Annotated in this window: 22 protein-coding genes; 13 read left to right on the plus strand and 9 right to left on the minus strand. The window is 62.9% G+C overall.

The window, feature by feature from the left end:
* Window positions 1-25 precede the first annotated feature (25 nt).
* The 6 genes from aroB (at window position 26) to WDO72_11080 (ending at window position 6,181) form a co-directional block, all read left to right on the plus strand.
* Window positions 26-1,102 carry a 3-dehydroquinate synthase gene (gene aroB, locus WDO72_11055; GenBank protein MEJ0086214.1) on the plus strand — a complete coding sequence of 359 codons (1,077 nt, stop codon included), beginning with the start codon at window positions 26-28 and terminating at the stop codon, window positions 1,100-1,102.
* A gap of 2 nt (window positions 1,103-1,104) precedes the next feature.
* Window positions 1,105-2,271 (plus strand): deoxyguanosinetriphosphate triphosphohydrolase, encoded by a 1,167-nt coding sequence (locus WDO72_11060; GenBank protein MEJ0086215.1) that lies wholly within the window; start codon window positions 1,105-1,107, stop codon window positions 2,269-2,271.
* 28 nt (window positions 2,272-2,299) lie between these two features.
* Window positions 2,300-3,175 carry a DUF6502 family protein gene (locus tag WDO72_11065; protein MEJ0086216.1) on the plus strand — a complete coding sequence of 292 codons (876 nt, stop codon included), beginning with the start codon at window positions 2,300-2,302 and terminating at the stop codon, window positions 3,173-3,175.
* 137 nt (window positions 3,176-3,312) lie between these two features.
* Window positions 3,313-4,287 (plus strand): DUF5666 domain-containing protein, encoded by a 975-nt coding sequence (locus WDO72_11070; GenBank protein ID MEJ0086217.1) that lies wholly within the window; start codon window positions 3,313-3,315, stop codon window positions 4,285-4,287.
* A gap of 375 nt (window positions 4,288-4,662) precedes the next feature.
* Window positions 4,663-5,430 carry a DUF6502 family protein gene (locus WDO72_11075; protein ID MEJ0086218.1) on the plus strand — a complete coding sequence of 256 codons (768 nt, stop codon included), beginning with the start codon at window positions 4,663-4,665 and terminating at the stop codon, window positions 5,428-5,430.
* Between the two features lie 22 nt (window positions 5,431-5,452).
* Entirely contained in the window at window positions 5,453-6,181 is a 729-nt protein-coding gene (locus tag WDO72_11080) for a DUF6502 family protein (protein ID MEJ0086219.1), read from the plus strand.
* Between the two features lie 23 nt (window positions 6,182-6,204).
* On the opposite strand, the gene WDO72_11085 is transcribed toward WDO72_11080, so the two are convergent.
* Both WDO72_11085 and WDO72_11090 read right to left on the minus strand, forming a co-directional pair.
* Window positions 6,205-7,875 (minus strand): AMP-binding protein, encoded by a 1,671-nt coding sequence (locus tag WDO72_11085; GenBank protein ID MEJ0086220.1) that lies wholly within the window; start codon window positions 7,873-7,875, stop codon window positions 6,205-6,207.
* A gap of 28 nt (window positions 7,876-7,903) precedes the next feature.
* Window positions 7,904-8,551 carry an arylesterase gene (locus WDO72_11090; GenBank protein MEJ0086221.1) on the minus strand — a complete coding sequence of 216 codons (648 nt, stop codon included), beginning with the start codon at window positions 8,549-8,551 and terminating at the stop codon, window positions 7,904-7,906.
* On the opposite strand from WDO72_11090, the gene WDO72_11095 reads away from it, so the two are divergent.
* From WDO72_11095 to WDO72_11105, 3 genes are read left to right on the plus strand one after another with little or no spacing between them, the layout of a single operon-like run.
* Window positions 8,538-9,200: an ABC transporter ATP-binding protein gene (locus WDO72_11095; protein MEJ0086222.1), complete on the plus strand. Its 663-nt coding sequence runs from the start codon at window positions 8,538-8,540 to the stop codon at window positions 9,198-9,200. The two genes, WDO72_11090 and WDO72_11095, sit on opposite strands and share 14 nt — an antisense overlap.
* 10 nt (window positions 9,201-9,210) lie before the next feature.
* On the plus strand, window positions 9,211-11,700 hold the full coding sequence (locus WDO72_11100) for an FtsX-like permease family protein (GenBank protein ID MEJ0086223.1): 2,490 nt from the start codon (window positions 9,211-9,213) through the stop codon (window positions 11,698-11,700).
* Complete coding sequence (locus WDO72_11105) at window positions 11,700-13,358, plus strand: hypothetical protein (GenBank protein MEJ0086224.1); 1,659 nt, start codon at window positions 11,700-11,702, stop codon at window positions 13,356-13,358. Before WDO72_11100 ends, WDO72_11105 begins: the two co-directional genes overlap by 1 nt.
* Here the strand turns inward: WDO72_11105 and WDO72_11110 are convergent, their stop codons facing one another.
* Entirely contained in the window at window positions 13,359-14,129 is a 771-nt protein-coding gene (locus WDO72_11110) for a hypothetical protein (protein MEJ0086225.1), read from the minus strand. It lies immediately after the preceding gene.
* Window positions 14,130-14,353: 224 nt separating this feature from the next.
* Between WDO72_11110 and WDO72_11115 the strand changes: the two genes are divergently transcribed.
* Window positions 14,354-15,886, plus strand: coding sequence for a DUF4139 domain-containing protein (locus tag WDO72_11115; protein ID MEJ0086226.1), 1,533 nt, complete (start codon window positions 14,354-14,356; stop codon window positions 15,884-15,886).
* A gap of 28 nt (window positions 15,887-15,914) precedes the next feature.
* Here the strand turns inward: WDO72_11115 and WDO72_11120 are convergent, their stop codons facing one another.
* The 4 genes from WDO72_11120 to WDO72_11135 form a co-directional block, all read right to left on the minus strand.
* Window positions 15,915-16,739 carry a LytTR family DNA-binding domain-containing protein gene (locus tag WDO72_11120; protein ID MEJ0086227.1) on the minus strand — a complete coding sequence of 275 codons (825 nt, stop codon included), beginning with the start codon at window positions 16,737-16,739 and terminating at the stop codon, window positions 15,915-15,917.
* Window positions 16,736-17,800: a histidine kinase gene (locus WDO72_11125; protein MEJ0086228.1), complete on the minus strand. Its 1,065-nt coding sequence runs from the start codon at window positions 17,798-17,800 to the stop codon at window positions 16,736-16,738. The genes WDO72_11120 and WDO72_11125 overlap by 4 nt, the downstream gene beginning before the upstream one ends.
* A gap of 70 nt (window positions 17,801-17,870) precedes the next feature.
* Window positions 17,871-19,736 carry an EAL domain-containing protein gene (locus WDO72_11130; GenBank protein MEJ0086229.1) on the minus strand — a complete coding sequence of 622 codons (1,866 nt, stop codon included), beginning with the start codon at window positions 19,734-19,736 and terminating at the stop codon, window positions 17,871-17,873.
* 256 nt (window positions 19,737-19,992) lie between these two features.
* Window positions 19,993-20,496, minus strand: coding sequence for a DUF1993 domain-containing protein (locus WDO72_11135; GenBank protein ID MEJ0086230.1), 504 nt, complete (start codon window positions 20,494-20,496; stop codon window positions 19,993-19,995).
* Window positions 20,497-20,572: 76 nt separating this feature from the next.
* Between WDO72_11135 and WDO72_11140 the strand changes: the two genes are divergently transcribed.
* The 3 genes from WDO72_11140 to WDO72_11150 are packed head-to-tail and all read left to right on the plus strand — an operon-like array spanning window position 20,573 to window position 24,277.
* A complete protein-coding gene (locus WDO72_11140; GenBank protein ID MEJ0086231.1) occupies window positions 20,573-21,460 on the plus strand; it encodes a LysR family transcriptional regulator in 888 nt (295 codons plus the stop codon).
* 19 nt (window positions 21,461-21,479) lie between these two features.
* Window positions 21,480-23,297, plus strand: a complete 1,818-nt coding sequence (locus tag WDO72_11145; protein MEJ0086232.1) for an acyl-CoA dehydrogenase — start codon at window positions 21,480-21,482, stop codon at window positions 23,295-23,297.
* A gap of 20 nt (window positions 23,298-23,317) precedes the next feature.
* Window positions 23,318-24,277 (plus strand): aldo/keto reductase, encoded by a 960-nt coding sequence (locus WDO72_11150; protein MEJ0086233.1) that lies wholly within the window; start codon window positions 23,318-23,320, stop codon window positions 24,275-24,277.
* Between the two features lie 92 nt (window positions 24,278-24,369).
* Here the strand turns inward: WDO72_11150 and WDO72_11155 are convergent, their stop codons facing one another.
* On the minus strand, window positions 24,370-25,941 hold the full coding sequence (locus WDO72_11155) for a PQQ-dependent sugar dehydrogenase (GenBank protein ID MEJ0086234.1): 1,572 nt from the start codon (window positions 25,939-25,941) through the stop codon (window positions 24,370-24,372).
* A 132-nt stretch (window positions 25,942-26,073) separates the two neighbouring features.
* Entirely contained in the window at window positions 26,074-26,733 is a 660-nt protein-coding gene (locus WDO72_11160; protein ID MEJ0086235.1) for an HAD-IA family hydrolase, read from the minus strand.
* Between the last annotated feature and the right edge of the window lie 8 nt (window positions 26,734-26,741).

Raw genomic sequence — 26,741 nt, forward strand, 5'->3', positions numbered from 1 at the left:
TGAGGCCGGCTGATCTGGAACACGCGTGCAGCGCATCGAAGTAAGACTGGGATCTCGCAGCTATCCGATATTCATCGGCGCCGGAGCGATGACGCATGCGGAAGAATTCGCGCGCGCCATTCCGGCCCGCGACGTTCTGCTTGTGACGAATACGACGGTCGGGCCGTTGTACGCCGCAAAACTGACCGCCGCGCTAGCGCCTCGACGTTGCATCGAGTTGACGCTGCCGGACGGCGAGGTTCACAAGACCTTCGCGAACATCTCGCGAATGCTCGACGTGCTTGTTGCGAATCGCTTCGCGCGCGATGCCTGCGTCGTTGCGCTCGGCGGCGGTGTGGTCGGCGACATGGCGGGCTTCGCAGCGGCGTGTTACCAGCGCGGCATCGCCTTCGTGCAGGTCCCGACGACCTTGTTGGCGCAGGTCGATTCCTCGGTTGGCGGGAAAACCGGCGTCAATCACCCGGGTGGCAAGAACCTCATCGGCGCTTTCCATCAGCCGGCCGCGGTTTTTGCCGACACCGATACGCTCGCCACGCTGCCCGATCGGGAGCTGCGCGCCGGACTTGCCGAAGTCATCAAGTACGGCCTCATCGTCGACGCGCAGTTTTTTAACTGGCTCGAGGCGAACGCGGCCAGGTTGCTGTCGCGTGATGCCGCTGCGCTCACTCACGCCATCAAGCGTTCGTGCGAAATCAAGGCGGACATCGTCGCGCGCGACGAGCGTGAGCAGGGCGATCGCGCCCTGCTGAATCTCGGCCACACTTTCGGCCATGCCATCGAGAGCGCGACTAGCTACTCGACCTGGCTGCATGGCGAAGCGATTGGCGCCGGGATGCTGCTGGCGGCCGACATGTCGCAGCGACTGGGCTGGCTCAAAGCCCCTGACGTGGCGCGCGTGGAACAGGTGCTGCAGGCGTTCGGTTTACGAACCGACGTTCGCGAACTCTCGGCAGCCACGTTGGCGGAGAAGATGAAGATCGACAAGAAGGTGGCAGCCGGCAGGATTCGCCTCGTGCTGCTCAACGCCATCGGAAAATCCGTGGTGACCGGCGACTATGACGACGCGGCGTTGCGAGAGACGCTGCGCGTCCGTTGCGGATAGCCATGAACGAGCCGCTCGCGCCGTATGCCGCGATCGACGAACGAAGTCGCGGACGCCGATTTCCAGAGCCGCCACCGCGGTTTCGCAGCGAATTTCAGCGCGATCGCGATCGAATCATCCATTCGAATGCATTCCGTCGCCTCGTCTACAAGACCCAGGTGTTCGTCAATCACGAGGGCGATCTGTATCGCACGCGAATTACGCACTCCCTGGAAGTTGCGCAGATCGGCCGCACCGTTGCGCGCGCGTTGCGTATCAACGAGACGCTGACCGAAGCGATCTGCCTGGCGCACGATCTCGGTCATACGCCGTTCGGCCACGCCGGCCAAGACGCACTCAACGAATGTATGCGCGACTACGGCGGTTTTGAACACAACCTGCAATCGCTGCGCGTCATCGACGAGCTCGAAGAACGCTATGCGGATTTTTCGGGCCTCAATCTCACGTTCGAGTGCCGCGAGGGAGTGCTCAAACATTGTTCCGTGCAGAACGCGAGACTGCTCGGCGATGTTGGCGAGCGATTCCTGCACCGGACGCAGCCCGGTCTCGAAGCACAGCTGTCGAATATTGCGGATGCTATTGCGTACAACAATCACGATGTCGACGACGGCGTGCGCGCCGGGTTGATCAGCGTGGAAGAGCTGCGCGACGTACGAGTTTTCGAGCGCTTGCATTCACAGGTGCTCGAGAAGTATCCCGAGGTGTCTGCGCGCCGGCAGCTCTACGAGACCATCCGGCGAATGGTCGATTTCCTCGTGAGCGATTTGATCATGCATTCGCAGAGGAATGTCAGCGATGCCCGCGTCGACAGTATCGATGCGGTGAGAGTTCATGCGCGGCCGCTGATCGCGCTGAGCGAGGAGGCGCTCGAGCAGCATCAGGAATTGAAGCGTTTCCTGCGCACGAAGCTCTACAATCACCCAAGAGTCAGGGAAGTCATGGATGAAGCGAGCGCCACGCTCAAGACACTTTTTGAGGCGTACATGAAGGATCCGTCGCGCCTGCCGCCAGAACATCAGTCGCTTGCTGCTCGTGCCGACGCCGAGGGCGGTGAGGCCGCGCGTGCCCGCGTCGTGGCGGACTATGTGGCGGGGATGACGGATAGGTTTGCGTACCTGGAAAGGTCGAAGATTGCACGGTTGTCCGACTACCAGAACGGCGTCGCGTAAGCTGCGCTGCGATACAGGTGAATAGCTGATGCCAAACAATTCGCGCGACCAACTACTTTATGCTTTTCGCAGAGTATTGCGGCCGCTAATGCGAATCTTAGTTAGGTCGGGGGTTCGATATGACGAATTCCTTGAGCTGATCCGTGGCGTGTATGTCGAAACTGCTGTCCGTGACGGCTTGGGCGATGGCGCCAAGCCATCGCGGGCAAAGGTCTCGATTTCGACTGGCGTCCCACGCAGCGATGTAGATCGTTTTATCGACAACGATGGCGCGCTTCCTCTGCCGCCGAAGACTTTGACGGCCACTCTCTCGGAAATCCTTAACAAGTGGCACACCGATCCACAGTTTGTCGGTCCATATGGGATTCCGTTAGAACTTGAAGTCAAAAGCCACAAGACCCGCTCATTTTCTGAGCTTGTGAATGCAGTTGACTCTCAGGTAAGTGTTCATGATGTTTTAGAAGAGCTAATTCGATTGCGCACCGTTGTTTGGTCTGGCGATACGCACGTCCGAACTGTGTCTCGAGCATTCATTCCGATCGAAGAGATGTCGCCTGCGCAGCTTGAGTTTTTTGGCAATGCACTGACTCGGCTCGCCAATACACTCCAGTTCAACATGGACCGGCTGAATTCGACTAAGCGTCTAGAGCGCTCAGTCATCTCAGATCGCGGCCTGCCTACCTCGGTAGTGCCAATCTTTGAGAAACATGTTCGGGAGCGCGTTTCAGAACTGCTTATCGACTTGGACAACTGGCTCAGCCCTTACTCCGCGCAGGTAGAGCCGGGTGTTGAGTTTGAGAAGGTGGGATTGGCTGTATTTCAATTCGTTGATCCTGTTGTCGATTCGACCCCCCTTCGCGAGAAAGTAGCGTCCGATGCCCGTGACGCTAGGCCCGTCGTCTAAACATCTCTGCTGTCGTTTTTGTGCGTCCCTTTTGACTTAAGGGCTCAATTGGCAGTAATGTTTGTGACGCAGGTCGCAGTTTTGGTCTCGTTTTGTAAAATGTCGTCCACCTCATGGATTGGGCGCGGGAATCACATATGGGCATCACTGGAAGATTCCGCTTTGGAGCAGCCGTGCTTGCTGCAAGTCTTTGTGCAAACGCAAGCGCTGACAACGTCATCGCCGTGGGCCCAGTGGAAAGAGTTTCGGTCGACGGATCGGTTGTTCAAGTCCTCGGCCAAGTGTTCAAGATTCGCAGCTCTCATTCCATTGAGGGTAGGGCGGAGTATTCGGACACATCATTGAATCTGCGCTTGGGAGCCTACCTGTATATCGAGGGGGAACGTTCCGCCGACGGCTCGTTGGTCGCATCTTCATTCCTTGTTGACGAATCGCCTTACGTCGCTGGCGCGAGCGAAGTCCTGCTGGCAGGTATAGTTTCGAAGTTTGATCAACTAACAGGCTTGGCAACGATCGGGAGCGCGCAGATCTATGTGTCTGACGCATCTGTTGAGGTAGCAACACCGATTTCGGTCGGCGCTACGATCACGGTTGTGGGCTACCAGGCGAACCCGCGCCAGCAGATTTGGGCAACCCAAATCGACAGTAATGAGCCGATCAGCATTCTGGAGACGGGGATTGACAGCCTCAGCATCCAGGGCACCGGCAAGCAGAGCATTCAAGGTACGGGCGTCAAAAGCCTCAGCATCCAGGGCACCGGCAAGCAGAGCATTCAAGGTACGGGCGTCAAAAGCCTCAGCATCCAGGGCACCGGCAAGCAGAGCATTCAAGGTACCGGCGCTAACAGCCTCAGCATCCAGGGCACCGGCAAGCAGAGCATTCAAGGTACGGGCGTCAAAAGCCTCAGCATCCAGGGCACCGGCAAGCAGAGCATTCAAGGTACCGGCGCTAACAGCCTCAGCATCCAGGGCACCGGCAAGCAGAGCATTCAAGGTACCGGCGCTAACAGCCTCAGCATCCAGGGCACTGGCAAGCAGAGCATTCAAGGTACCGGCGTCAAAAGCCTCAGCATCCAGGGCACCGGCAGGCAGAGTATCCAAGGTACCGGTTAGCTACTTTTTTGGGATACGAGCAAAGTTCCCGGCGATCAATAAGCACAAAAATTGTTCATATCTCCCGAAGCGGTAAATAGCTTCTGGAGGGTTCACGCGAATCCGCAATCGCTTCGTGTGCCATGCCGCCACGCGAGTTTCGCGGAACTCAATAGTGCTTTTCGCTGCGAATGACGTGAAATTCGGTTAGCAGTCTCCGCGTCGCCGCGTACAAAGTTCCCAGCACAACAGCTTCCGAACAGAAGGCCCGGCCGCACTGCGCGATCCTCTATCCTTCCGTCGAACATGAAACGTCGAGCACGCATAGTAGGGCGCCAAAAAAGGAACGCCCGAGCACCCGCGCTTTCGGCGTCGAATCAGATCGATCGACACTTGATGCAGATACTAGTAAACGTTGCGCAACTGCTCTTGCGGAACGGCTACGGGTTCCGTCGCTTCAATAAACTCGCGAGATTGGCGTTTGTTGAAGCTGCTGTAGCTCTCGATGCAGGTTCGGATTTGCGACCAAGCATCGCGAGAATCGCGGCCGCCACTGGGCTAACACGCATTGAGGTGTCGCAGCTTCGACGGGCCAGATCGGCATCGCAACTAACTGAAACCACCCCATTGAATCGAGCACTAAGCGTCGCATTAGGCTGGAGTTCTGATGCGGCCTTCCTTGGCGAAAGAAACCGACCACGGCGCTTGCCGTTTGCCGCCTCTGACGCAAGCTTTACTAGGCTCGTCAAAAAATATAGCGGTGATATTCCTGCTCGAGCAATGCTTCTTGAGATGGAACGACTAGGAATGGTGAGAGAAAGCGAGATTGGATTCGTCGAACTAGTCAGAGGAAATTCACGGGCAGTAAAGCCAGCGCTTGCGGCTATTCGAGCGATCTCCCCATGGGTGAACTTCTTCAGCAAGTCGGGCGATGAGGGAGGCAATGAAGACCTGACTTCCACAGCACGACAGCTAAAAATTCATTTCGAGTCGCTGCCTCAGGTTTATGCGGCCGTACGAGAGATCGAGAATCGGCGAGCATCGTTTATTACAGGCCTGGAACTTCTCGGTACTCGATCAAGTAAAAATGCGGAATATGAGCTCACCATCTCGGTTGCAGTTGCAGCCGCAAAGCCTCTGCGCGCAAAGAAAGCTAGTCGATAGTTATTGCCTCACGGAGCTGAACATGAACCGAGCGCAACTGACAAGCGATCGAAAACTTGTGATTCGCGAAGCCGTAGTCCAACTATTCGCGCTTCAGCTTGGTTCTGGGACCAGTCTCGACGCCCTTAGGCTTTTCGCACTGGAGTGCGTGGACTCGGCATCAAAGAAAGCCAATATTGACCCACAAGAAACAATCGGGTCCGATGTTCAAACTATTGGCAGTCTACTTAGGACGTGGCATCGGGAAACGAAATACCTTTCGAAGGATGGTTTACCGCGCCCGCTCGGGCTCACCGGAAAAAATGGCCTTCGAAAGCTCGTCGGTTCGTACTTTGATCCTGAGAAATTTGAAACTGTAGTTGACGGGCTACGAAAATCTGGATTAATCAAAGAGACGAGGCAAAAGAAGTGGATTCCTACGGGGAAGTATGGTGTGGTGCCAATGATTTCCCAGGAGTTGTTAGCACACTTGGCCGAAGGCGTTTCCCGGTACGTGGAGACCGTTACTAGAAACGTCACAACGCGCCGGAAGGAAAACACCTTGTTCGAACGGTCAAGTAAAGTCCGCGAATTCCCTGTCTCCGCTGCCCCAGATTTTCGAACGCTTGTGAATCAACAAGCTATTGCATTCTTGGCTGTCGTGGATGACTGGCTCGAAGCGCGTGTCGAGGAGTCGAGCAAGTCCCGTTCAAAGAAATGCACCGCGGGCGTGTTTGCATTTGCATTCCTCGATGAAAGTGCGATGGACTAGCAGTTGTCGATGCGCACGCTCGATCAGGCCTTCGGCAACTCCTCCCTCAGCGCCCTCCTCAAAATCTTCCCCACATTCGTCTTCGGCAGTTCAGCCCTGAAATACACGTGCTTCGGCACCTTGTACCCCGTCAACGCTTTCCTGCAGTGCTCGATCACCTGCTGTTCAGTAAGGCTCGGATCCTTCTTCACGACAAACAGCGCGACAACCTCTCCCGACTTCTCATCCGGCTGCGCAATCGCGGCGGCCTCGAGCACGCCAGGATGCGTCACGGCGACGCTCTCGACTTCATTCGGATAAACATTGAATCCCGATACGAGGATCATGTCCTTCTTCCGGTCCTCGATGAACACGAGTCCGCGCTCATCGATCCGCCCGATATCTCCGGTGCGCAGCAGATCGGCGCCGATCATCACGTTCGCGGTTTCATCTGGCCGATTCCAGTAACCAGCCATCACCTGCGGGCCGCGCACACAAATCTCCCCCACTTCATTGATCCCTAGCTCATTACCCGCATCGTCGCGGATGCTGATCTCGGTCGACGGAATCGGATAACCGATAGACCCGTTGAAGTCGTCGCCCGGCTTGTTGATACACGCTGCCGGCGATGTCTCGGTGAGCCCCCACGCCTGCGTGAGAATCTTCCCGGTCACTTCCTTCCAGCGCTTCGCGACAGCCTCCTGCACGGCCATGCCTCCTCCAAGCGTGATGCGCAAGCTGCTGAAATCGACGGTGTCAAAACCGGGCGTATGTAGCAACGCGTTGAACAGGGTGTTCACGCCGCTGATGTACGTAAACTTGTACTTCTTGAGCTCCGCCACAAACGCCGGGAAATCGCGCGGGTTCGTGATGAGCACGTTGCGCCAGCCGAGCACCACGAACAGCAGGCAGTTCGCCGTCAGTGCGAAGATGTGATACAGCGGCAGCGCGGTTATCAACGTAGCCGGATCGCGCGGAAACGCCGGGCCTATCCACTCGAGCGCCTGCAAAACGTTCGCCACCATGTTGCCGTGCGTGAGCATCGCGCCCTTGGCGATACCGGTGGTGCCGCCGGTGTACTGCAGAAACGCGATGTCGCTGTGGTTCAACGACACGGGCTGCATCCGGACCTTGGAGCCGGCCTTGAGCGCCTGCTTGAACTTCCATGCGCCGGGCAAACTGAACGGTTTCACCTGTTTGCGTTTGTGCCGCACGACGAAGTCGACGATGTTGCCCTTCGGGAACCCCAGCATCTCGCCGACACTGGTCAGCACGACATGTTTGATAGGCGTGTGCGCGATCACTTCCTGCAGCACGTGCGCGAAGTTCTCGACGATCACGATCACAGTGGCGCCGGAATCGCTGAGCTGATGCTCGAGCTCGGGCGCGGTATACAGGGGATTGGTATTGACGATGGTAAAGCCGGCGCGCAGCGCGCCAAGCACGACGATGGGGTACTGCAGAGTGTTGGGCATCATCACGGCGACGCGGTCGCCCTTCTTGAGCCCGCAGCTCGTCTGCAGGAACGCGCCGAACTGCGCCGACAGCACATCGAGCTCGCCGTACGTCATGGCCTTGCCCATCTGGACATAGGCATCGCGCACGGAGTGGATGGCGAGCCCGCGCTCGATCATCTCCTTGAGCGAGGGGTATTCGTTGACATTGATTTCAGCGCGGACACCCGGCGGATAAGACTTGAGCCAATGCTTTTCCACGGCGACCCCTCGAATATGGTGTCGCAGGCTAGCTTGCGGGTTTCCCCGGAGCAACTAGCAGCGGCTTGAGCTTCGGCCAGAGGTTTTCGAGCAGCTGCGGCTGCCCGAGCGCATTGGGATGCAGCCCATCGGCCTGCATGAGATCGGGCTTGAGCGCCACCTGGTCGAGAAAAAACGGCACGAACGCCACGGGGTACTTGGCCGCCAGCGCGGCAAACATGTCGCGGAATTCCTGGCCGTAACGCGCACCGTAGTTAGGCGGTATCACCATGCCGACGAGCACGACGCGCGCTTTCGCCGCGCTCGCACGCTCGACGATTTGCCGCAGATTCTCGCGGCTGGTGGCGAGCGGCAGGCCGCGCAACCCATCATTGCCACCAAGTTCCACGATCACGATGGCCGGCTTGTGCGATTCGAGCACCCGCGGCAGCCGCGCGAGTCCTCCCTGGGTGGTTTCGCCGCTCACGCTGGCATTGATCACGCTGTATCCGTACCCTTCGGAAGCGAGCCGCTTCGACAGCAGGTTTACCCAGCCTTCCTGAACCTTGATGCCATAGCCGGCGCTGAGACTGTCGCCCAGCACGACGATGGTGCGCGGCGCTGGGGTCGCGGCAATCGCAGGCATCGCCAGCGCGAACAGCAATACCAACTGAATGGATCTGATGAGCGTACTCAAAGCCGAAAACCTCACAAAAAAGGTGACCAGTCCCGAAGGGATGCTGACCATCGTAGACGACGTGTCATTGGACATCGCGGCGGCGGAATCAGTTGCCATCGTCGGCGCCTCGGGCGCAGGTAAATCTACGCTGCTGGCACTGCTGGCTGGCCTCGATTCTCCGACTTCCGGGCGCATCACGCTCGCCGGCGCCGACTTGACGGCGCTCGACGAAGACGGGCGCGCGCGCCTGCGCGCGGAACGCGTGGGTTTTGTCTTCCAGTCGTTCCATCTGGTGCCGTCGCTGACGGCGCTCGAAAACGTGATGTTGCCGCTCGAACTGGCCGGCCGCCGCGACGCGCGGGAAGCGGCCAGCGAAACGCTCGGCCGCGTCGGCCTTGGACAGCGCACGGGGCACTACCCGCGCCAGCTTTCCGGCGGTGAACAACAACGCGTCGCCATCGCGCGTGCGTTCGTGACGCGGCCGGCCGTCTTGTTTGCCGATGAGCCGACGGGAAATCTCGATCAGCACACCGGCGAGAAAATCGTCTCACTGTTGTTCGACCTCAATGCCCAGTCGCACACCACGCTGGTGCTGGTGACCCACGACCGCACGGTGGCGGCGCGCTGCGGCCGTCTCCTGCAGATGGATGCGGGCCAGCTCAAATGATCGCCGGGTCATGAGGGCACTCACCATCGCACTGCGGACTCTGTTCCGCGAGTGGAAGTCGGGTGAACTCGGCGTGCTGGTGCTCGCGATTACGGTGGCCGTGGCAGCGCTCACCGGAGTCGGCTTTCTCGTCGATCGCATCAGCGCCGCGGTGGACAACCAGGCGGGCGAAGTGCTCGCCGCGGATTTGCGGCTGGAATCGTCGCAGCCATTCGACTCCAAAGCTTCTGACGAAGCCACGAAGCGTGGCATCGAGGTCGCGCGCAGCACCGGCATGTTCAGCGTGGTGTTCAACGGCGATGTGAGCCAGCTGACGGCCGTGCGCGCGGTGTCGCCGGAATATCCGCTGCGCGGAAAAGTCATGTTGTCGGACCAGCCCTTCGGCGCGCCGACGGCGGTGGTCGGCAATCCGGGCCGCGGGGAGGTCTGGCCGGATTCGCGGCTCGCGGCGGCACTGGGCGCCAGCATCGGTACCGAGCTTTCGATCGGCGCGAGCAAGTTCCGCGTCGCACGCATCATGATCAGCCGGCCGGACCAGGGCGCGACGTTCGTCGATCTCGCGCCCAGCCTGCTCATGAACGAACAGGACATCGAGGCGACGCAGCTCATCCAGCCCGGCAGCCGGCTCACGCGCGCGCTGCTGTTCGCGGGCGGCCGTTCCGACATCGATTCCTTCGAAGCATGGCTCAAAGCCAACAAACAGGATTCCGAACGCCTGCTCGACGTCGACGAGACGGCGCCGCAGATCAAGACCGCCATCGATCGCGCCGGCCGGTTCCTGAGCCTTGCCAGCCTGGTCGCCGTGCTGCTCTGTTCAATCGCAGTCGCGATGGCTGCACGGCGTTACGTGCAGCGTCATCTCGACTCGGTGGCGCTGATGAAGACGCTGGGCGCCACGCGTGCCTTCACGCTCACCGTCAGCCTTACGCAGCTCATCCTAGTCGGATTGCTGGCCGCGGTCTTCGGATCGATCCTGGGCTTCGGTGCGCAGGCCTGGCTGGTCGTCGCGCTCGCGGATCTGCTCAAGGGGGAACTGCCGGCGCCGAGCCTCGCACCGCTCGGCATTGGCTTCCTGACCGCGGTGGCCGTACTGGGCGGCTTCGCGCTGCCGCCCTTGTTGCAGCTGTCGCGCACGCCAGCCCTGCGGGTCCTGCGCCGCGACATCGGGCCGCCGCCGCCGCTGGTTATCCTGGCGTTCGGCCCGGCGATGCTGGCGATCGTATTCCTGGTCTACTGGGTGCTCCGCGATCCGGTCATCTTTGGAAGCTTCATTGGTGGCCTTGCGGCGTTCGTCATCGTCGTCGCCACGGCCGGCTGGCTGCTGGTCAAGCTGACGACCCGCTTCCGCGGTGGCGTCGGAGTTTCCTGGCGCTACGGGGTCGCCAATCTCGGCCGCCGCCGCACCGAGAGCGTGGTGCAGCTCACCGCGTTCGCGCACGGCATCATGATGCTGCTGTTGCTCGTGGTCGTGCGCAACGACCTGCTCAATGACTGGCGCCGCAGCCTGCCGGCCGATACGCCCAACTTCTTCTTCATCAATATCCCGCCCGATGAACACCAGGCCTTCGCCAAGTTCCTGAGCGACCGCGGTGCGGAACGTACGCGCGCATTGCCGATGGTTCGCGCCCGCATGACGCACATCAACGGCAAGCCGATCGACGACATGAAGTTCGCGACGCCGCGCGCCCGGGAATTCGCCACGCGCGACCAGAACATCACCTGGGCCGAACAACTCGGGCGCGACAACGAAATCACGGCGGGCCGCTGGTTCACGCCGGAAGACAAAGGCAAGCCGCTCGTTTCAGTCTCGACCGAGTACGCCCAGGAGCTCAACCTCAAACTCGGCGACACACTGCAGTTCGACGTGGCCGGTGAAACCCAGACCGCGAGCGTGAGCAGCGTCCGCCGCGTGAAGTGGGACAGTTTCCAGCCCAACTTCTTCCTCATGTTCGCGCCCGGATTGCTCGAGGGCGCGCAAGGCACGTGGATGACCGCGGCGCATCTCGATGGGACCAACCCAAAGACCGTGGCGGACCTGGTGCGTCGTTTCCCGAGCGTGTCGGTCTTCAACGTCGACGATCTGCTCGGGCAAGTCCGTTCGGTGATCGACAAGGCGCTGGCGGCGGTGCAGAGCGTCTTCCTGTTCACGCTGATGGCCGGGCTCGTCGTGCTGGTGGCGGCGGTGCAGGCGAGCCGCGAAGAACGCCGCTTCGAAAGCGCGATCCTGCGAACGCTCGGCGCCAATCGTTCCACCGTGCTCAAGGGCCTGCTGGCGGAGTTCGCCGCCCTCGGCATCTTGTCGGGAGCACTCGCGGCGGCGGGTGCATCCATCGCGGGCGCCTACATCGCCAAACGGGTGCTGCAGATTCCGTATTCGCCGGATCCATGGGTCTGGTTCTACGGGCTCGTCGGCGGCGGGTTGTTAGTTTGTTTCGCCGGCTGGCTGGTCACCCGATCGGTGGTCAATCAACCTCCGGTGCTCACACTGCGGAGCTCCTGATGCCCGGGCAGAAGCCGCGGCGGCGTTCGATGGTCGGCTGGTACGACCCGCGCGTGCTGGCGCACTCGGCCTACCTCGTGGCGATCGCCAACGTCTTCGGGCGTCACTCCGACACGCGCCTCATCGAAGCGCTCGCCAGCCAGCCGCAGAACGAGTTCGACTACTCCGCGACACCGCCGTCCGGCGATTTCTGGTTCGACTACGCCGCAGACATCGGCGATGGCTGGAATCCGACTTACGCCATCGCGGACGCGATCGCGCAGCCAACACTCGACCTGCAATCCGGCGACACGGTCGAACCAACAAAGGCGGGCAGCCTGCTCGTCTTCGGTGGCGACGAGGTCTATCCATACCCGTCGCGCTCGGAATACGACGTGCGCACGGAGACGCCCTACAAGATGGCCTTTGCCGGCCGCGCGCATCCGGACGTCTTCGCGATACCCGGCAACCACGACTGGTACGACAGCCTGGTCGCGTTCTCGCGCACCTTCTGCCGGCCGGAGCGCGGCTTCGCGGGCTGCGCCACGCGCCAGACGCGCAGCTATTTTGCGCTCAAACTACCCGCCAACTGGTGGTTGCTGGCGATCGATCTGCAGCTCGGCGCCGACCTCGACGAGCCGCAGGTGCAGTACTTCCAGAAAGTCGCGGCGCGTATGGACGATGCGGCACGACTCATCTTCTGCGTGCCCGAGCCGCGCTGGATCTTCGAGGACGCGTATCCGCGCCACGTGAGTTACGAGGAGCAAACCAGCACGCGTTTCCTCGAAGAGGAAGTATTCAAGCGCAAGGCGCGCGTGTTCCTCACCGGCGACCTGCACTTCTACAAGCGCCATGAAAACGCGGCTGGCGTGCAGAAGATCACCGCCGGCGGCGGTGGCGCCTTCCTGCACCCGACACACGCGCCCGCCACCAAACTACTGCGCAACGGCTTCGAGCAGCGGGCCGTCTATCCCGACGAACAGACCTCCCGCCGGCTGACGTGGCGCAATTTCCTGTTTCCCTTCCTGAATCCGAAAGCCGGATGGTTGTACGCCTTTCTGTACGCCATGTCGGCGTGGCTGGCCTCGGCCAGTCTCGAGGCGTCCGATGTCATCGACCTGCCGAGTGCGTTGAGCGCGGCGATCAATGCCGCGATCCGCGACCCGCTCAACGGGATGTGGCTGATCACGATCGTCGCGGGGTTCATCTTCTTCACCGACACACACGTCCGTTCCTGGCGGGTGGTGGGCGGCGCCAGTCACGCGCTGCTGCACCTGGCCGCGGCGTTTCTGGTCGGCTGGTGCGCCTTGTTGATCACGGTACGCGGATTCGATCTCCACTACGGCAGCCTGCTGCAGCTGCTGTTGTCGGGGCTGGTTGCCGTCATCCTGGGCGCGATCGTCGGCCCGTTCATCCTCGGGCTCTATCTATTCGCCTCCATCCGCATCTTCGGCCGGCATTCGACCGAGGCCTTCTCGTCGCTGCGCATCCAGGATTTCAAGCAATGGCTGCGACTGCGCATCGATGCATCGGGGACGCTCACCATCTACTCGATCGCCATCGACCGGGTGCCGCGCCGTTGGCGAACGACGATACGTGGAGGAGAGGAGACCGCCGTAGCCGACGACCCGCGCGCGAGTGCGCCGCGGCTCATCGACAAGATTTCCGTGCGCGGCTGACTAGCGCGCGACGGTAAAGCGGAACCAGGCGACCGGCAGCCCTTCGCGGCGCATGTTCAGCCCGTCGAGCTGGACCATGTAGTCGCCGGGACCGAACGCACCCGCGTTGAGCGAGAGGCGCACATGGCCGTTGGAATCCTTGGCAATGCCATCGATGACGGCAACACGCCCCTGGTTCACGCGATCGATCGCCACTTTGAACGTGCCGTAACGGGTCCAGGAAAGATCTGCCTTGAACTCGGCGAAATCGCCGGAGGCGATGGTGAACGTAGACTGGGACGGCGGACCGTTGCGCGCGGTACCGACGAGAATCGTGCGTTTGTGCGTGGAAGGGGCGATCGGACGATCGTGATTTTCGGCCTTGAGCTTGGTGATTGCCGAGTCTCGCGAGGACACCTGCATGGCAAGCACCGCGCATCCGATCACCGCAACTGCGGCCAGTGCGGCGGCGCCGAGGGCAAAGGCCGGCTTCTCCCAGGCCTTTTTTTCCTTCTCCGCCCAAGGTTCGGCCACGCCGGCCGCGTCTAACAGACGCAGACCCGCATTGACCTTTTCGGGCAGCCCCAGCTCTTCGATGAGCTCCGGGCGCTGACGGATCAGTCTTTCGAAATCGGTGACGCCTTTGGGCGGCAGACGGCCGGCGAGATATCGCTCGACGATCTGGTTCTTGATGATGAATTCACGATCCATGGCGGGCGCCTGCATGCCCGGCGTGGTTGCACCTGGCAGCTTGTTTACACCAGAGGTATCGATACGAGTCGCAGCTTCCATCGTGGTTCGAAGTTCCGCAGAGTCTTGGCCGGTTTAATGCGCCGCAAAAATGCCAGACGCCATTCGGGCTGGTAACGGCCATTGGTCCTACAGGATCGCACCCGCTTATGCTGCGATTCTTATGTCCGGAAGCCGCTGCGGCGCTTCACATTCCGCGCACGGGCTCCCCGCAAACCTGCGACGCAGTTCGCAGTTTGTCCCTATCTAACGAGGTCTATGTGTCCATGAAGTCGAATCGCAAACCGCTCGCCCTTGCCGTCGCCGCCAGCCTGGGAATGGCCCACATTGCAGCGGCCGCCGGATCTTCGTCGACCGCGATCACCATCTACAGCTCCGCCCAGCCGGGCGCGATTTCTCCCGAGTTCTATCGCCCGCTGCCCGGGCAGGGTGTGCCCAACGCGATGTCGGTGCCGGGTTACGCGCTGGTGCGCGACGATCGCGAAATCAAAGTCACCAAGGGCCGCTCGCAGCTGTCGTTCACCGATGTCGCGGCGTTGATCGATCCGACCACCGTCACGTTCACGTCGTTGTCGGATCCGGCGACGCGCGTGCTGGAGCAGAATTTCCAGTTCGACCTCGTGAGCACGCAGAAGCTGTTGCTCAAGTTCATCGACAAGCAGATCACGGTCGACAAGAACGTGGGCAACACGGTGACACCGATCACCGGCACGCTGCTCTCGGCCGTCGACGGGATCGTTCTGCGCGGCACCGATGGCTCCATCTACTCGCTGCCCGCGTATACCTCGGTCAGGTTTCCCGACCTGCCAGGCGGCCTCAACACGCGCCCGACGCTGGTGTGGGATGTGTCCTCGCCATCGGGCGGTACGCAGAAAACGCGCGTCACCTACCAGACCGGCGGCATCACCTGGTGGGCGGACTACAATCTCACGTTCAACGAAGGCGCCGATGCGAACAGCGGTCTGCTCGACCTGTCGGCCTGGGTGAGCATCATCAATCAGTCGGGCGCCACGTTCGAAGAGGCGAAGCTCAAGCTCATCGCGGGCGATGTGAACCGCGTGCAGCCGCAGACCGACATGCGCGTCAAACGCGAATTGATGATGGCCGCCTCGGTGGCGGACCGCGCGGACGAGGGTTTCGCGCAAAAGGATTTCTTCGAATTCCACCTGTACACGCTCGGCCGCCCGACCACGCTGCCCAACAATTCCACCAAGCAGATCGAGCTTTTCGACCAGGCGAAGCAGATCCCGGCAAAGAAGGTGCTGACGTACTACGGCGCCCCGCAGCCGTATTTTTACCCGACGCCATACACGGACCGGAACATGGGAATCGCCATGAACACGAAGGTCGACGTGTATCTCGAATTCAAGAACGACAAGCAGTACGGGCTCGGCGTGCCGCTGCCCGCGGGCCGCCTGCGCGTCTCGCAACTCGACAAGGCCGACGGCAGCCTGGAATTCATCGGCGAAGACAAGATCGACCACACACCCAAGGACGAGCAGGTGCACATCAAGCTCGGCTCCGCCTTCGATGTCGTGGGTGAACGCCGCCAGGTCAACTTCTCGATCGACACGAACGCGAAAGTGATGGAAGAGGAGATCGAGGTGAAGCTGCGCAATCACAAATCGCAGCCGGTCGACGTGGTGGTGAAGGAAAACCTCTACCGCTGGAGCAACTGGAAAATCCTCACGAAGACGCACGAGTTCCAGAAGGAAGATGCGCGCACCATCAATTTCCCGGTGAAGGTCGCGAAAGATGGCGAGACGGTGGTCCGTTATCGCGTGCGCTACACGTGGTGATGCGCTCGCCGCCGGCCCGCCCGCCCGGTCAATGCGGGCGCGGCCGCTTCAGGAAGTATTCGACCTTGTCCCGGTAGGTACGCGACAACTTGAGTTCCTGCCCACCTTCCAGCCGCAGGAAGTATTCGCCGTTCATGTGCGCGCGCAGGCTCTTGACGCGCGTGAGGTTGACGATGGTGGAACGATGCACGCGCTGGAACAGGCGTGGATCGAGCAGATTTTCCATCTCGCGCATGGTGGCGCGCAGGATGTGTGTATGCCCGCTGGCGTGAATGCATAGATAGTCGCCGGCGGCGTCCACCCACTCGATGGCCTCGACCGGCACTCGCACGGTCTCGCGCCCGTTGCGGATCGGCAGCCAGTTCGGCGTCTGCGCCCCGTTGGTTGCCTCGCCCGGCTCGATCTCGCCGCTGCCGCGCAGCTCGGCCAGCAGGTTCACCAGCTGATCGCGCTCCGCCACCGCGGTGCGCTGATCGTTGAGCTCGCGCACGTGGGTGAGCGTCGCGGCCAGGCGCACGTCGTCCACGGGTTTCAGCACGTAGTCGATGGCGCGTGCTTCGAAGGCCTGCACGGCGAAGCGGTCGTACGCCGTAACGAACACGATCATCGGCAGTTCGTGCGGCTGCAACTCGGCCAGCACGTCGAAGCCGGACAGCCCCGGCATCTGGATGTCGAGGAATACCAGATCCGGCTGATGCGCACGGATGGCTGCGAGCGCTTCGCGGCCATTGGTGCACTGGCCGACGATCTCGATGTCGTTCGCCATGCGCAGCCGCAGCTCGAGGCCACGCCGCGACAGCGCCTCGTCGTCGACCAGCAGGGTTCGCAGCTTGCGCGCGGCATTGGGCGTCATTGCGGAGCAACCTCCGTCGGCAATCCCAGCTCGATGCGAAGCCCGGGCTTGTTGTCGAGCGTCACGAAGCGATGGCGGTCCTCATACAGCACGGCCAGCCGCTCGCACGTGTTGCGCAATCCGACGCCGCGACCCGTGCCCGGAACCGCGCCGGCGCTCATGCCCGGGCCGTCATCCGCGACCGCGAGCTCGAGCATCGAACCGCGCGTGCGGGCTTCGATGCGGATCGCACCGCCTTTCTCGGAAGGCGAAACCGCGTACTTCACCGCGTTTTCGATCAGCGGTTGCAGCAGCAGGCTCGGCACCAGCGCATCGAGCGCCGCGTCTTCCACCGCGTACTCGAGCTTGAGGCGATCGCCGAAACGCAGCTTCTCCGTGGTCAGGTAGAGGTTCATCGCCTCGATCTCCTGCCGCAGCGTCACCTTCTTCATCGGGTCCTGGTCGAGTGTGTAGCGCAGGAACTCGGACAGCCGCATCACCGTCTGGTTGGCGGTGCGGTTCTCGTTGTCGAGGATCAGCGTCGAGATCGCGTTCAACGTGTTGAACAGGAAATGCGGATTGAGCTGGTAACGCAGCATCTTGAGCTGCGCTTCCTGCGCCAGCGTGCCGGCGCGCAGCGTCGCCTCGCGCTGCTCCTGCAGCGATTCGTAATACTTGACGCCGAAGTAGATAGCCGACCAGCACAGCAGCAGGTACATCGACGACATGGTCGCGCCGAAGATCTCGAGGATGCTGCGCATCTCCATTTCGGGCTCGACCAGCATCCAGGTGCCGTTGATGACGATGCGCTGCAGCAGCGCGAACACGTAACAACAGACGAGCGCACCGATGACGATCACGCGCGGGCTTCGCGTCCACAGCCGCCGATAGATGTAGCGCAGCTCGAGCGTGAACAGGAATCCGCTGACCGCCGCCAACGTGACGATCAGCAGATAACCCGTCATCTTTTCGTAGATGAATGCGCCCAGGTATTGGGTCAGCGCGTAACCCAGCCAGCCGCCGACGTGTAACGTCCAGAAGAGCGAATTGCGGTTGTGTCGCAGCGGGTCGAAGCCGGCCATCGCGCAAAGGTACGGGAGCTGGGCGCGCCGGACAAACGTCCTGGCGATCAAACCACTCGACTCGGCGTAATTACTTGCCGGAAGCGGCGGCGAGAGTGACCAGCGCCTTCGGCTGGTCGAGCAGGAAGCCCTGCGCGTAGTCGATACCCACCGCGGCCAGCCACTCGCGTACCGCCGGCGTGTCGACGCGTTTGGCGACACACGACAGCCCGAGCACCTTGGACGCCTGGCAGATCGCCACCACCAGCGCCTGCGGCACGCGTTCTTTCATCGCGATGGCGGTGATCTTCGGCTCGAGCTTGAGGAACTTGACCGCGCTCGAGCCTAACCAGCGCACCGAATTGTGGTGGAAGGTGAAGTCGTCGAGCACGATGTGGCAGCCTATCTTTTCGCAAGCCTGCACGAACATGTCGACGTCGCGTACCTGCTCGACGCACGACTTCTCGGTGATCTCGAAGCCGAGCGCCTTGGCCGGCACCTTGTGATTCTTGAGCACGGTGGCGACGAAGCTGGCGAATTTCGGATCCGCGATGGTGCCCATGCCGACGTTCACGGAGAAGCTGGCCGGATCGGAATCCCAGGCCTCGTGATTCTCGCCGAGCCAGGTCACGAGCTGCTCGACCACGATGCGATCGAGATCGGAATTGGCGCTCGGGTCGTGCACGTCCTGCATGACCCGTTCCGGCGCGACCCCGAATTCATTGTCGGCGTGTGCGTCGCGCACCAGCACCTCGAAACGACGCGTGCCGCCGCCGGCGCGCAGCTTCACCAGCTGCTGCACGTGGAGTTCGAAGATCTGGCCGTAGAACTCGAACTGGCCGGCGCCGGCCGACATCTGCGGCGTTTCTTCGACGAACTGCGGTTCGACGTCCATGTTGGATTCGGAATCCGCCAGCGCTTCGACCTCGGTGGTCGGTTCTTCGGCGGTAATTTCTTCGTATTGCTCGACCGGCCCGTCGATCGACATCTCTTCCGGTATTTCCACCGGCGTGTCGTCGGCGATGAGCTCGGGGATGGGATCCGACGCGAGCGACAGCTCGAGCGTCGGCAGGCGATCGGTCTGCACCACGCGCAGGTCGGGCCGCTTGGGTTCCTGCGCGGCGGATTTCTGCGTGCCTTTGAGCAGCGACTTGGGATCGATATCCGAAATCTCGAACGCGATCGAATCGGCTTCCACGCCGGTCGACGGGCGCTGCGGATGTTGTGAGGCGGCGGGTTTCGCGGCCGGTGCCGCCGGACGCGCTGGCGGAGCCGGCGGGCGAACGGGCATGGGCTGGGCAGCTTTCGGCGGCGGCGCGGCGGGTCGGGCCGGCGCGGCCGGACGCGTTGCAGCCGGCGGCGGCGTTGCGGGTCTGGCGGGCGGAACGGCCGCACGCTGCGCGGCAGGAGTGCCCGAAGCCTGCGGCCGAGCGGGAGCCGCGGGCACACCCGGTCGGGAGCCGGCGGCCGGAGTTCCCGGCCTCGCCGGCGGAGCCGGCTGGCTAACTACCTTGGCGCCGACGGCGGGAGCCGGCGGCGCGGCCGGCGCAGGCGGCTTGCGCAGGAATGCCAGGCGGCGCATGAGATTCGTGTTGGTCGGCGTGACGAATTTTGCCGCGCCCTTGCTGTCGAGAAATTTCGCGTCCGCGATGATCATCGCGAGACCGACCAGGTCGTTGAGCGGCGAACGCGCCGGCAGGAAAGCCGCCGCGCGGCCGTCACCGATGCCCTGGAAAACGTAGGTCTTGTCCGGGCCGGCGGCGAGGGCCGCGGCGGCTTCGACCACGAGATTGTGTTCGTCGGGACCGAGCGCGCCTTCGTCTAACCACAGGACGTCGCCGCGTTCGTCGTGCAGGGAAATGGATTGCAGTCGGTTGCCGGAAAGCGCCTGCTTCAGCGCTTCGCCGATCGCGGCTTTCGAATCGCCCGTAGCTGTGACACTCGCGCTCGCCTGCATTTGCGAAATTTCCCCGGATTGAAGATGCAGAGTCGCAAATCAGCGAATGTCCCGCCGTGACATAGCTCGCGTTCCCCGACAAGGCGTCGCGGGCTTTTGACGCCGTTATGTCGAATGCGGTCCGGTTTCGCGCAGCAGGTCACATTGGCTGTTTTACGCGGGAAAAGGCCCGCGAATCGGCGCTGCGCAGGTACACCTGCCGCATGCCCGGCGTCGATCTAACCACCAGCAATTTTCCTCGCCGGCCTTTTTTGCGTCAGCCGCCGAGGAAGTCGCGCTTGCCGATGTCCACGCCGTTGTGCCGCAGCAGGTTGTACGCGGTCACGTGGTGGAAGAAGAAATTCGGGATCGCCCAGTTCTGCAGATAGGCGAGGCCCTTGAACTCGACCGTGCGGTCGCGCAGCGGAATCTTGATGTCGCGGCTTTCGCTGCCCTCGAGCGCGGCGGCCGGCACCGTGGCGATGTAGTCGAGCGTCTTCTTCACGCGTGCGACCAGGTCGTCCATGGTGACTTCGTTGTCTTCGAACTTCGGCGGATCGAGCGCCGCGAGCCGCGCCACGGTGCTCTTGGCGAAATCGCTGGTGAGCTGTATCTGCTTCGCGAAAGACAGCATGTCGGGCGCCAGTCGCGCGTTGACCAGCACGCTCACATCGAAGCCGCGTGCCTTGGCATTCGCCACGCCCTTCTCCATGACGAACAGCAGCTGCGTGAGCGCGCGCTGGAACACGTCGTGACTCATCGCGTGCATCGAAATCTTCATGAGGTCTTTCCTTTTTAGATTCTTTAGTGGAACAATGGGCGCACCAACGGTGGCTTTGGTGCGCATTATGAGTGAATTGTGGTCAGCAGCTCAGCTCGCCGTATTCGCCCGGGTCGTCGAGCTCAACGGCTTCTCCGCCGCCGCGCGTGCCTACCAGGTGCCGAAAGTCGCCATCAGTCGCGCCATCGCGGATCTGGAAAAATCCATCGGCGTGCAGCTCATGAAGCGTACCACCCGGCGTATTTTTCTCACCGCCGCGGGCGAGGCCGTCCTGCCGCACGCGCGCGCCATCGGCATCGAGGTCGAGAAGGTACGCCAGCTCGCGGAAGGCTTCGCGACAAAGAGCACCGGCCCGCTGCGCGTCATCGCCGATCCGACCTACGGCCGCGTGTTGCTGGCGCCGCTCGTGCCGCGATTCCTCGACAGCTTTCCCGACATCGCGCTCGACGTGGTGCTGGATGCGGATGACAGCACGGAGTGGGACGTCGCCATCCGCGCCGGCAAGTCCGACGACCCGAAACTCGGTGCGCGGCTGCTCGGCGCGCCGCCCGCGGTGTTGTGCGCTACGCCAGCCTATCTGCAAAAGCATCCGGCGCCGGAGCGGCCCGAAGGTCTGCGCGATCACGCGCTGCTGACACCCGCCGGCGTCGGAGCCGAGTATCACTTCCAGATGACAAAGGCGTCGGCGCGCGCCGAAGTGCGCGTTCGCCCCAAACTCGCCGTGGACGATCCAGCGGTGCTGCACAGTGCGACGGTTGCCGGACTCGGCATCGGCCTGCTGCCCGAGTTCCTGTGCCGCCAAGGCGTGGCCACGGCGAAACTGCGCAAGGTGCTCGCCGATTGGCAGGCTCCCTCCGCTGCGCCACTGTATGCGGTATTTCCCGCCGGCCTCGAGGACGACCATCGCGTGCGCAGCTTCGTGGAATTCGCCGCCGCGAACATCGTGCCGGCGCTGGCCAGCTGATTCGAAGGAGGCGCTCTCGATGTATCGCGCACCGGTCAAGGATCTCCGGTTTGTTCTCGATGAACTGATCGGCACCGAAGGCTTGCGGGGCTGCCCCGAATTTGCCGAATACTCCAGCGAAACGGCCGACGCCGTGCTCGGCGAGGCCGCGCGCTTCGCGGAAGTCGTGCTCGAACCGCTGTGCCAGAGCGGCGATCGCGAAGGCGCGTCATGGTCGCCTAATGGCGTGACCATGCCGGCGGGTTTCCGCGACGCCTATCAGCAGTTCTGCGAGAGCGGCTGGCCGGCCCTGCGCTCGAAGTCCGAATACGGCGGGCAGAACGCGCCCACCGTGCTCGGCACCGCGGTGGAAGAGCTCTGGGCGGCATCCAATCTCGCATTCAAGCTCTGCCCGATGCTCACCCAGGGTGCCATCGAGGCGCTGCAGCACTTCGGCTCGCCACAGCAACAGCAGCTGTACCTGCCGAAGATGGTGAGCGGTGAATGGACCGGCACCATGAACCTCACCGAGCCGCAGGCCGGCTCGGACCTGGCGCAGGTGCGCACCCGCGCGGTGCCCACCGGATCTAACTACCGCATCAACGGGCAGAAGATCTTCATCACCTACGGCGAGCACGACATGGCGGCCAACATCGTGCACATGGTGCTGGCGCGCATCGAGGGCGCGCCGCCCGGGGTGCGCGGCATCTCGCTGTTCATCGTGCCGAAGTTCCGGGTCAACGCCGACGGCACACTCGGACCCCGCAACGACGTGAACTGCGCGTCGATCGAACACAAGCTCGGCATCCACGCGAGCCCCACCTGCGTGATGATGTACGGCGAAAACGAAGGCGCGCTCGGTCTGCTGGTGGGCGAAGCCAATCGCGGCCTCGAATACATGTTCGTGATGATGAACGCTGCACGCCTGTCCGTCGGGCTCGAAGGTTATGCGCAGGGCGAACGTGCCTTTCAACGCGCGGCGGAATGGGCGCGTACCCGCGTGCAGGGCAAACCCCCGGTGCCGCTCGCCAGGATCTCGGGATCGGCTTCGATGGGCACGGGCTCCTCTCCGGCGCCGATCATCGGGCACCCCGACGTCAAGCGCATGTTGCTGGAAATGAAATCCACGGTCGAAGCCTGCCGGGCGCTGGCGCTGTACGCCGCTCACCAGCTCGATCTCGGCGCCGCGCATGCGGATGACGCCGTGCGCGCGGCGGCGCAAGCGCGCGGCGACCTGCTGATCCCCATCGTGAAAGGCTTCTGCACCGAGGCCGGCATCGACATCGCCTCGACCGGCATCCAGGTGCACGGCGGCATGGGCTACATCGAAGAAACCGGCGCCGCGCAGATCTTCAGGGATGCGCGCATCACGTCCATCTATGAAGGCACCACGGGCATCCAGTCGAACGACCTGATCGGCCGCAAATTCGGCCGCGACCGCGGCGCCACGCTGTTTGCCTTCATCGGCGAAATGCAGACGTCGCTCGAGGCGCTCGCCGCCGGCCGCGTCGAGGCGGTCCAGTCGCGCGCGGCGGCGCTCGACGCGCTGGTGCGGTTGCGCAAGTCTTCGGACAGCTTGCTAGGGTCTTTGTCCACGGCGCCGGATCGCGCCATGGCCGTATCGGTACCGTTTCTCAAGTTGTGCGGTCTGGCCATCGGTGGCTGGCTGATGGCACGCGCGGCCGATGTCGCGGCGCAAAAACTCGCCGCGGGCACGGCCGACCGGCCGTTCTTCGAAGCGAAGCTCGCGACCGCGCATTTCTACGGATCGCAAGTGTTGCCAGAAGTGCTGGCGCTGGAACAGATTGTCAGCCACGGCAGCGATGCGGTGGTGGGCACCGATGCCGCGCTGATTTGACCCAGATCGGAGGAATGGCGATGGACCGAAGAAGTTTTCTTGCGATGGGCGGTGTTGCGGCGGTCGCCGGGGCAACCACCGCTGGCGGCCATGACATCGGGTTTCCGCACGAACACCTGCCGGACGGCACGATCATTCCCACGGGCTCGCTGCTGACGCGGCGCATCCCGTCGACCGGGGAAGCAATTCCAGCCATCGGCCTCGGCACCTCGGGTCCGTTCGAAGTCGGCGCGGACGAAGCCGCGCGCGCACCACTGCGCGAAGTGCTGAAGGCGTTCTTCCTCGCGGGCGCCCGGCTCATCGACACCTCGCCAATGTATTCCACGGCGGAGGCGGTGCTCGGCGACCTGCTCACGCCGGAGCAGCAGGCGAAGGCGTTTGTCGCCACCAAGGTGTGGACGCCGGGCTCCGGCAATGCGGCCGAACAGAAAGGCATCGAGCAGATGCAGCGTTCGATGGCGCTGCTCAAACATCCGCGCATTGAGCTCATGCAGGTTCACAACCTGGTCGACCTGGAGCCGCACCTGAAGACGCTGCGGCGCTGGAAGGCGGAAGGCAAGATCAAGTACCTCGGCGTGACGCACTACACCACCAGTTCTTACCCCGACCTGATCGCCATCATCGAGCGCGAAAAACCCGACTTCGTGCAGTTCAACTATTCGGTGGTGACGCGCGAAGCGGAGCAGCGGCTGCTGCCGTTGTGCGCCGACAAGGGCGTCGCGGTGATCGTCAATCGCGCCTTCGAAGACGGCAACCTGTTCAGCAAGGTGCAGGGCAAGCCGCTGCCGCCGTGGGCCGCGGACTTCGGCGCGAAGAGCTGGGCGCAGGTGTTCCTCAAATTCGTGTTGTCGCACCCGGCCGTGACCTGCGTGATCCCGGCCACCGGCAAGGCGCGCAATCTGGTCGACAATCTCGGCGCCGCGATCGGCAAACTACCCGACGGCAAGCAGCGCGCGCAGATCATCGCCGCGGTGGGTTGAGTGGTGCCGGGAAGGGGGTTCCGGGGGTTTCGAAAAATGGGACATTCCCCATTTTTCGAAACCCCCGGAACCCCCTTCCCGGCACCACCCTCCTACGGCGCCTCGATGAGTTTGTAGAACCGGCTGTCGCGCACGTCCACGAGATACAGCTCCCCATCGAAATCCTGCGCGAACGAGGTGACGTGTACGTCCGAATCCCAGCCGTCGGCGTAGGAGAGGGGTAGCGTCGGCGCGGTATTCGTCGGAATCGTCCAGATCAACTGCGAGCTGTAGTCGCCGAACACATAGCGTCCGGTGAGCGCCGGGATCGCCGTGCCGTGGTAGACGAAGCCGCCGGTCACCGCCTGGCCCACCGGATGCTCGTACTCGGCCACGGGCAGAATGAGCGGCGTCGCAGGGCTGCCGCAGGTGAGCGCCGTGTCGAGCGTGCCTTCCTTGCAGCGCCAGCCGTAGTTGCCACCCTTGGTGACGAGATCGATTTCCTCGCGCGTATGCGACCCCACGTCGCCGAGCCACAACGCGCCGGTCGCGCTGTCGAAGGTCCAGCGCCACGGATTGCGGAATCCCCAGGCGAAGATTTCCGGGCAATCGGCGCTGCCGCTGCCGTCGAGATTGCACAGCGCATTGGCGGCGAATGGGTTGTCCGCGGGAATGCGATACAGACGCCCGGCCGTCGTGCCGCTCACATCGATGCGCAGGATCTTGCCGAGCAGGTTGTTGGTGAGCTGGCCATTGCCGGCCTGGGCGGAGTCGCTGTCGTCGTTGCCGCCGTCGCCCATGCCGATGTAGAGATATCCATCCGGTCCGAACAGCAGATGTCCGCCGTTGTTGTGGCCACCCGGTTGCGCCATCTCGAACACGATCTGTTCGGAGCCGGGGTTGAGGGTCGCGCCATTGTCCGCGGTGGTGAACACCGACACGCGCAACACGATCACTCCCGGGGTGGTCTCATGCGTGTAGGCCACCCAGGCGCGGTGGTCGGCCGGGAAGTCGGGATGAAAGGCCAGGCCTAACAACCCGTGCACGTTGCGGAAGACCACGCGGTCGCTGATGTCGAGGACGTTGCTGGTCGCGGTGACGTTGGCGGCATCCGCGAAACTGACGACGTGGCCATCCTGCTGCACGATGATCCAGCGGCTCGTGTCATGCGGGGCGCGCAGCAGCGAATGGGCGGCGACGGGTCCCGTGGGCCCCTCGAGTCCCGCATATACCCTCTGCACTGCGAGACGCAGTGGACCCGGTGGTGGTGACGGCGGGAGCGCCAGCGTGGTCGCACTCGCAGCGCTCGAAGCCGCCGACACATTGGGCGCAGCGGCGGCATCGACCGCGACAACCGTATAGCTATAAGCGGTGGCGGCAACGAGCGCAGTGTCGGTGTACGAAGTCGCCGTGAGAGTCGCGACCGGCGTCGCGCCCGCATCGCGGAACACGCGATATTCGGCAATGCCGCTGGCGTCGGTGGACGCGGTCCAGCTCACGAGCACCGAAGTGGGCGATTGAGCCACGGCGGTCACGCCCACGGGCACCGACGGCGGAGTCGTATCGGCCGCGGGCGGCTGCACGGGCTGCGACGGTGGGGGAGAGGAGCCTTCGCCGCCGCCGCCACAGGCGGACAGCAAAAGTCCCAGCGACAGCGCCGCCGCGAATGCCATCTTCCGAGTCATGCCGAAGTCCCACTTTTTATTGGAGTCGTGTGGTCGACAATATGGGGCGCATGGGTACTCCGCGCCGTCGGACGGGATCGCGTCGCAGGCGCCCGGCCGAGAAAACGGGCGTAGGAAGGCGCCGATCCGGCGCTATTTCGCGTCGATTCGCGCGATCAGCTCATCCATCGAGCGGATCACCGAAGCGCCGCTCGCACGCATTGCCTCGAATGCCGTCCCGGGCGCGTAGCCGATGGCACGCATTCCGGCGGCGCGGGCAGCGGCCGCGCCCGCGGGTGAATCCTCTATGACGACGCAATCCACGGGCGCCGCGCCGAGCCGCTCCGCCGCCAGTAGATAGACATCGGGCGCGGGTTTGGGCCGCGCGACCATCGAGCTCACGTAGATGTGTTCGCCGAACTGGCCCGCGAGTCCCGCGACCTGCAGCGACAGCTGCACGCGTGCCAGCGGCGACTGCGACGCGACCGCCATGCGATGCCCGCGGCGCCGCAGCGTCTCGATGGCGACGCCGACGCCGTCGACCGCCTTGAGCTCGCGCATGAATGCGTGCGCGGTCGCGAACGCCCAGTTGTAGATCCAGGATGAGCCGGGCCGCGTGCCGGTGCGCGCCGCGATCGCATCGAGAACGCCGTCGACCGTCTTGCCGAGGAACAACGCATGCGCCTCCTCGACCCCGAGCTCCACGCCGAGCGCGTGTAATTGCTCGCTCTCCACCCGGCTCGCGAGGTACTCGCTGTCTATCAATACACCGTCGCAGTCGAAGATCAGCGCGGGCAGGGATGAGTCGCTCAAACTACCCT

The sequence above is a fragment of the Pseudomonadota bacterium genome (assembly GCA_037200975.1).
GTDB lineage: Bacteria > Pseudomonadota > Gammaproteobacteria > Steroidobacterales > Steroidobacteraceae > CADEED01.

Excerpts from the sequence above, each read along its gene's own strand:
- WDO72_11060 (MEJ0086215.1), top strand. The coding sequence starts at position 1,105 with ATGAACGAGCCGCTCGCGCCGTATGCCGCGATCGACGAACGAAGTCGC.
- WDO72_11065 (MEJ0086216.1), top strand. The coding sequence starts at position 2,300 with ATGCCAAACAATTCGCGCGACCAACTACTTTATGCTTTTCGCAGAGTA.
- WDO72_11070 (MEJ0086217.1), top strand. The coding sequence starts at position 3,313 with ATGGGCATCACTGGAAGATTCCGCTTTGGAGCAGCCGTGCTTGCTGCA.
- WDO72_11075 (MEJ0086218.1), top strand. The coding sequence starts at position 4,663 with ATGCAGATACTAGTAAACGTTGCGCAACTGCTCTTGCGGAACGGCTAC.
- WDO72_11080 (MEJ0086219.1), top strand. The coding sequence starts at position 5,453 with ATGAACCGAGCGCAACTGACAAGCGATCGAAAACTTGTGATTCGCGAA.
- WDO72_11095 (MEJ0086222.1), top strand. The coding sequence starts at position 8,538 with ATGAGCGTACTCAAAGCCGAAAACCTCACAAAAAAGGTGACCAGTCCC.
- WDO72_11100 (MEJ0086223.1), top strand. The coding sequence starts at position 9,211 with ATGAGGGCACTCACCATCGCACTGCGGACTCTGTTCCGCGAGTGGAAG.
- WDO72_11105 (MEJ0086224.1), top strand. The coding sequence starts at position 11,700 with ATGCCCGGGCAGAAGCCGCGGCGGCGTTCGATGGTCGGCTGGTACGAC.
- WDO72_11110 (MEJ0086225.1), bottom strand. The coding sequence starts at position 14,129 with ATGGAAGCTGCGACTCGTATCGATACCTCTGGTGTAAACAAGCTGCCA.
- WDO72_11115 (MEJ0086226.1), top strand. The coding sequence starts at position 14,354 with ATGAAGTCGAATCGCAAACCGCTCGCCCTTGCCGTCGCCGCCAGCCTG.
- WDO72_11120 (MEJ0086227.1), bottom strand. The coding sequence starts at position 16,739 with ATGACGCCCAATGCCGCGCGCAAGCTGCGAACCCTGCTGGTCGACGAC.
- WDO72_11125 (MEJ0086228.1), bottom strand. The coding sequence starts at position 17,800 with ATGGCCGGCTTCGACCCGCTGCGACACAACCGCAATTCGCTCTTCTGG.
- WDO72_11130 (MEJ0086229.1), bottom strand. The coding sequence starts at position 19,736 with ATGCAGGCGAGCGCGAGTGTCACAGCTACGGGCGATTCGAAAGCCGCG.
- WDO72_11135 (MEJ0086230.1), bottom strand. The coding sequence starts at position 20,496 with ATGAAGATTTCGATGCACGCGATGAGTCACGACGTGTTCCAGCGCGCG.
- WDO72_11145 (MEJ0086232.1), top strand. The coding sequence starts at position 21,480 with ATGTATCGCGCACCGGTCAAGGATCTCCGGTTTGTTCTCGATGAACTG.
- WDO72_11150 (MEJ0086233.1), top strand. The coding sequence starts at position 23,318 with ATGGACCGAAGAAGTTTTCTTGCGATGGGCGGTGTTGCGGCGGTCGCC.
- WDO72_11155 (MEJ0086234.1), bottom strand. The coding sequence starts at position 25,941 with ATGACTCGGAAGATGGCATTCGCGGCGGCGCTGTCGCTGGGACTTTTG.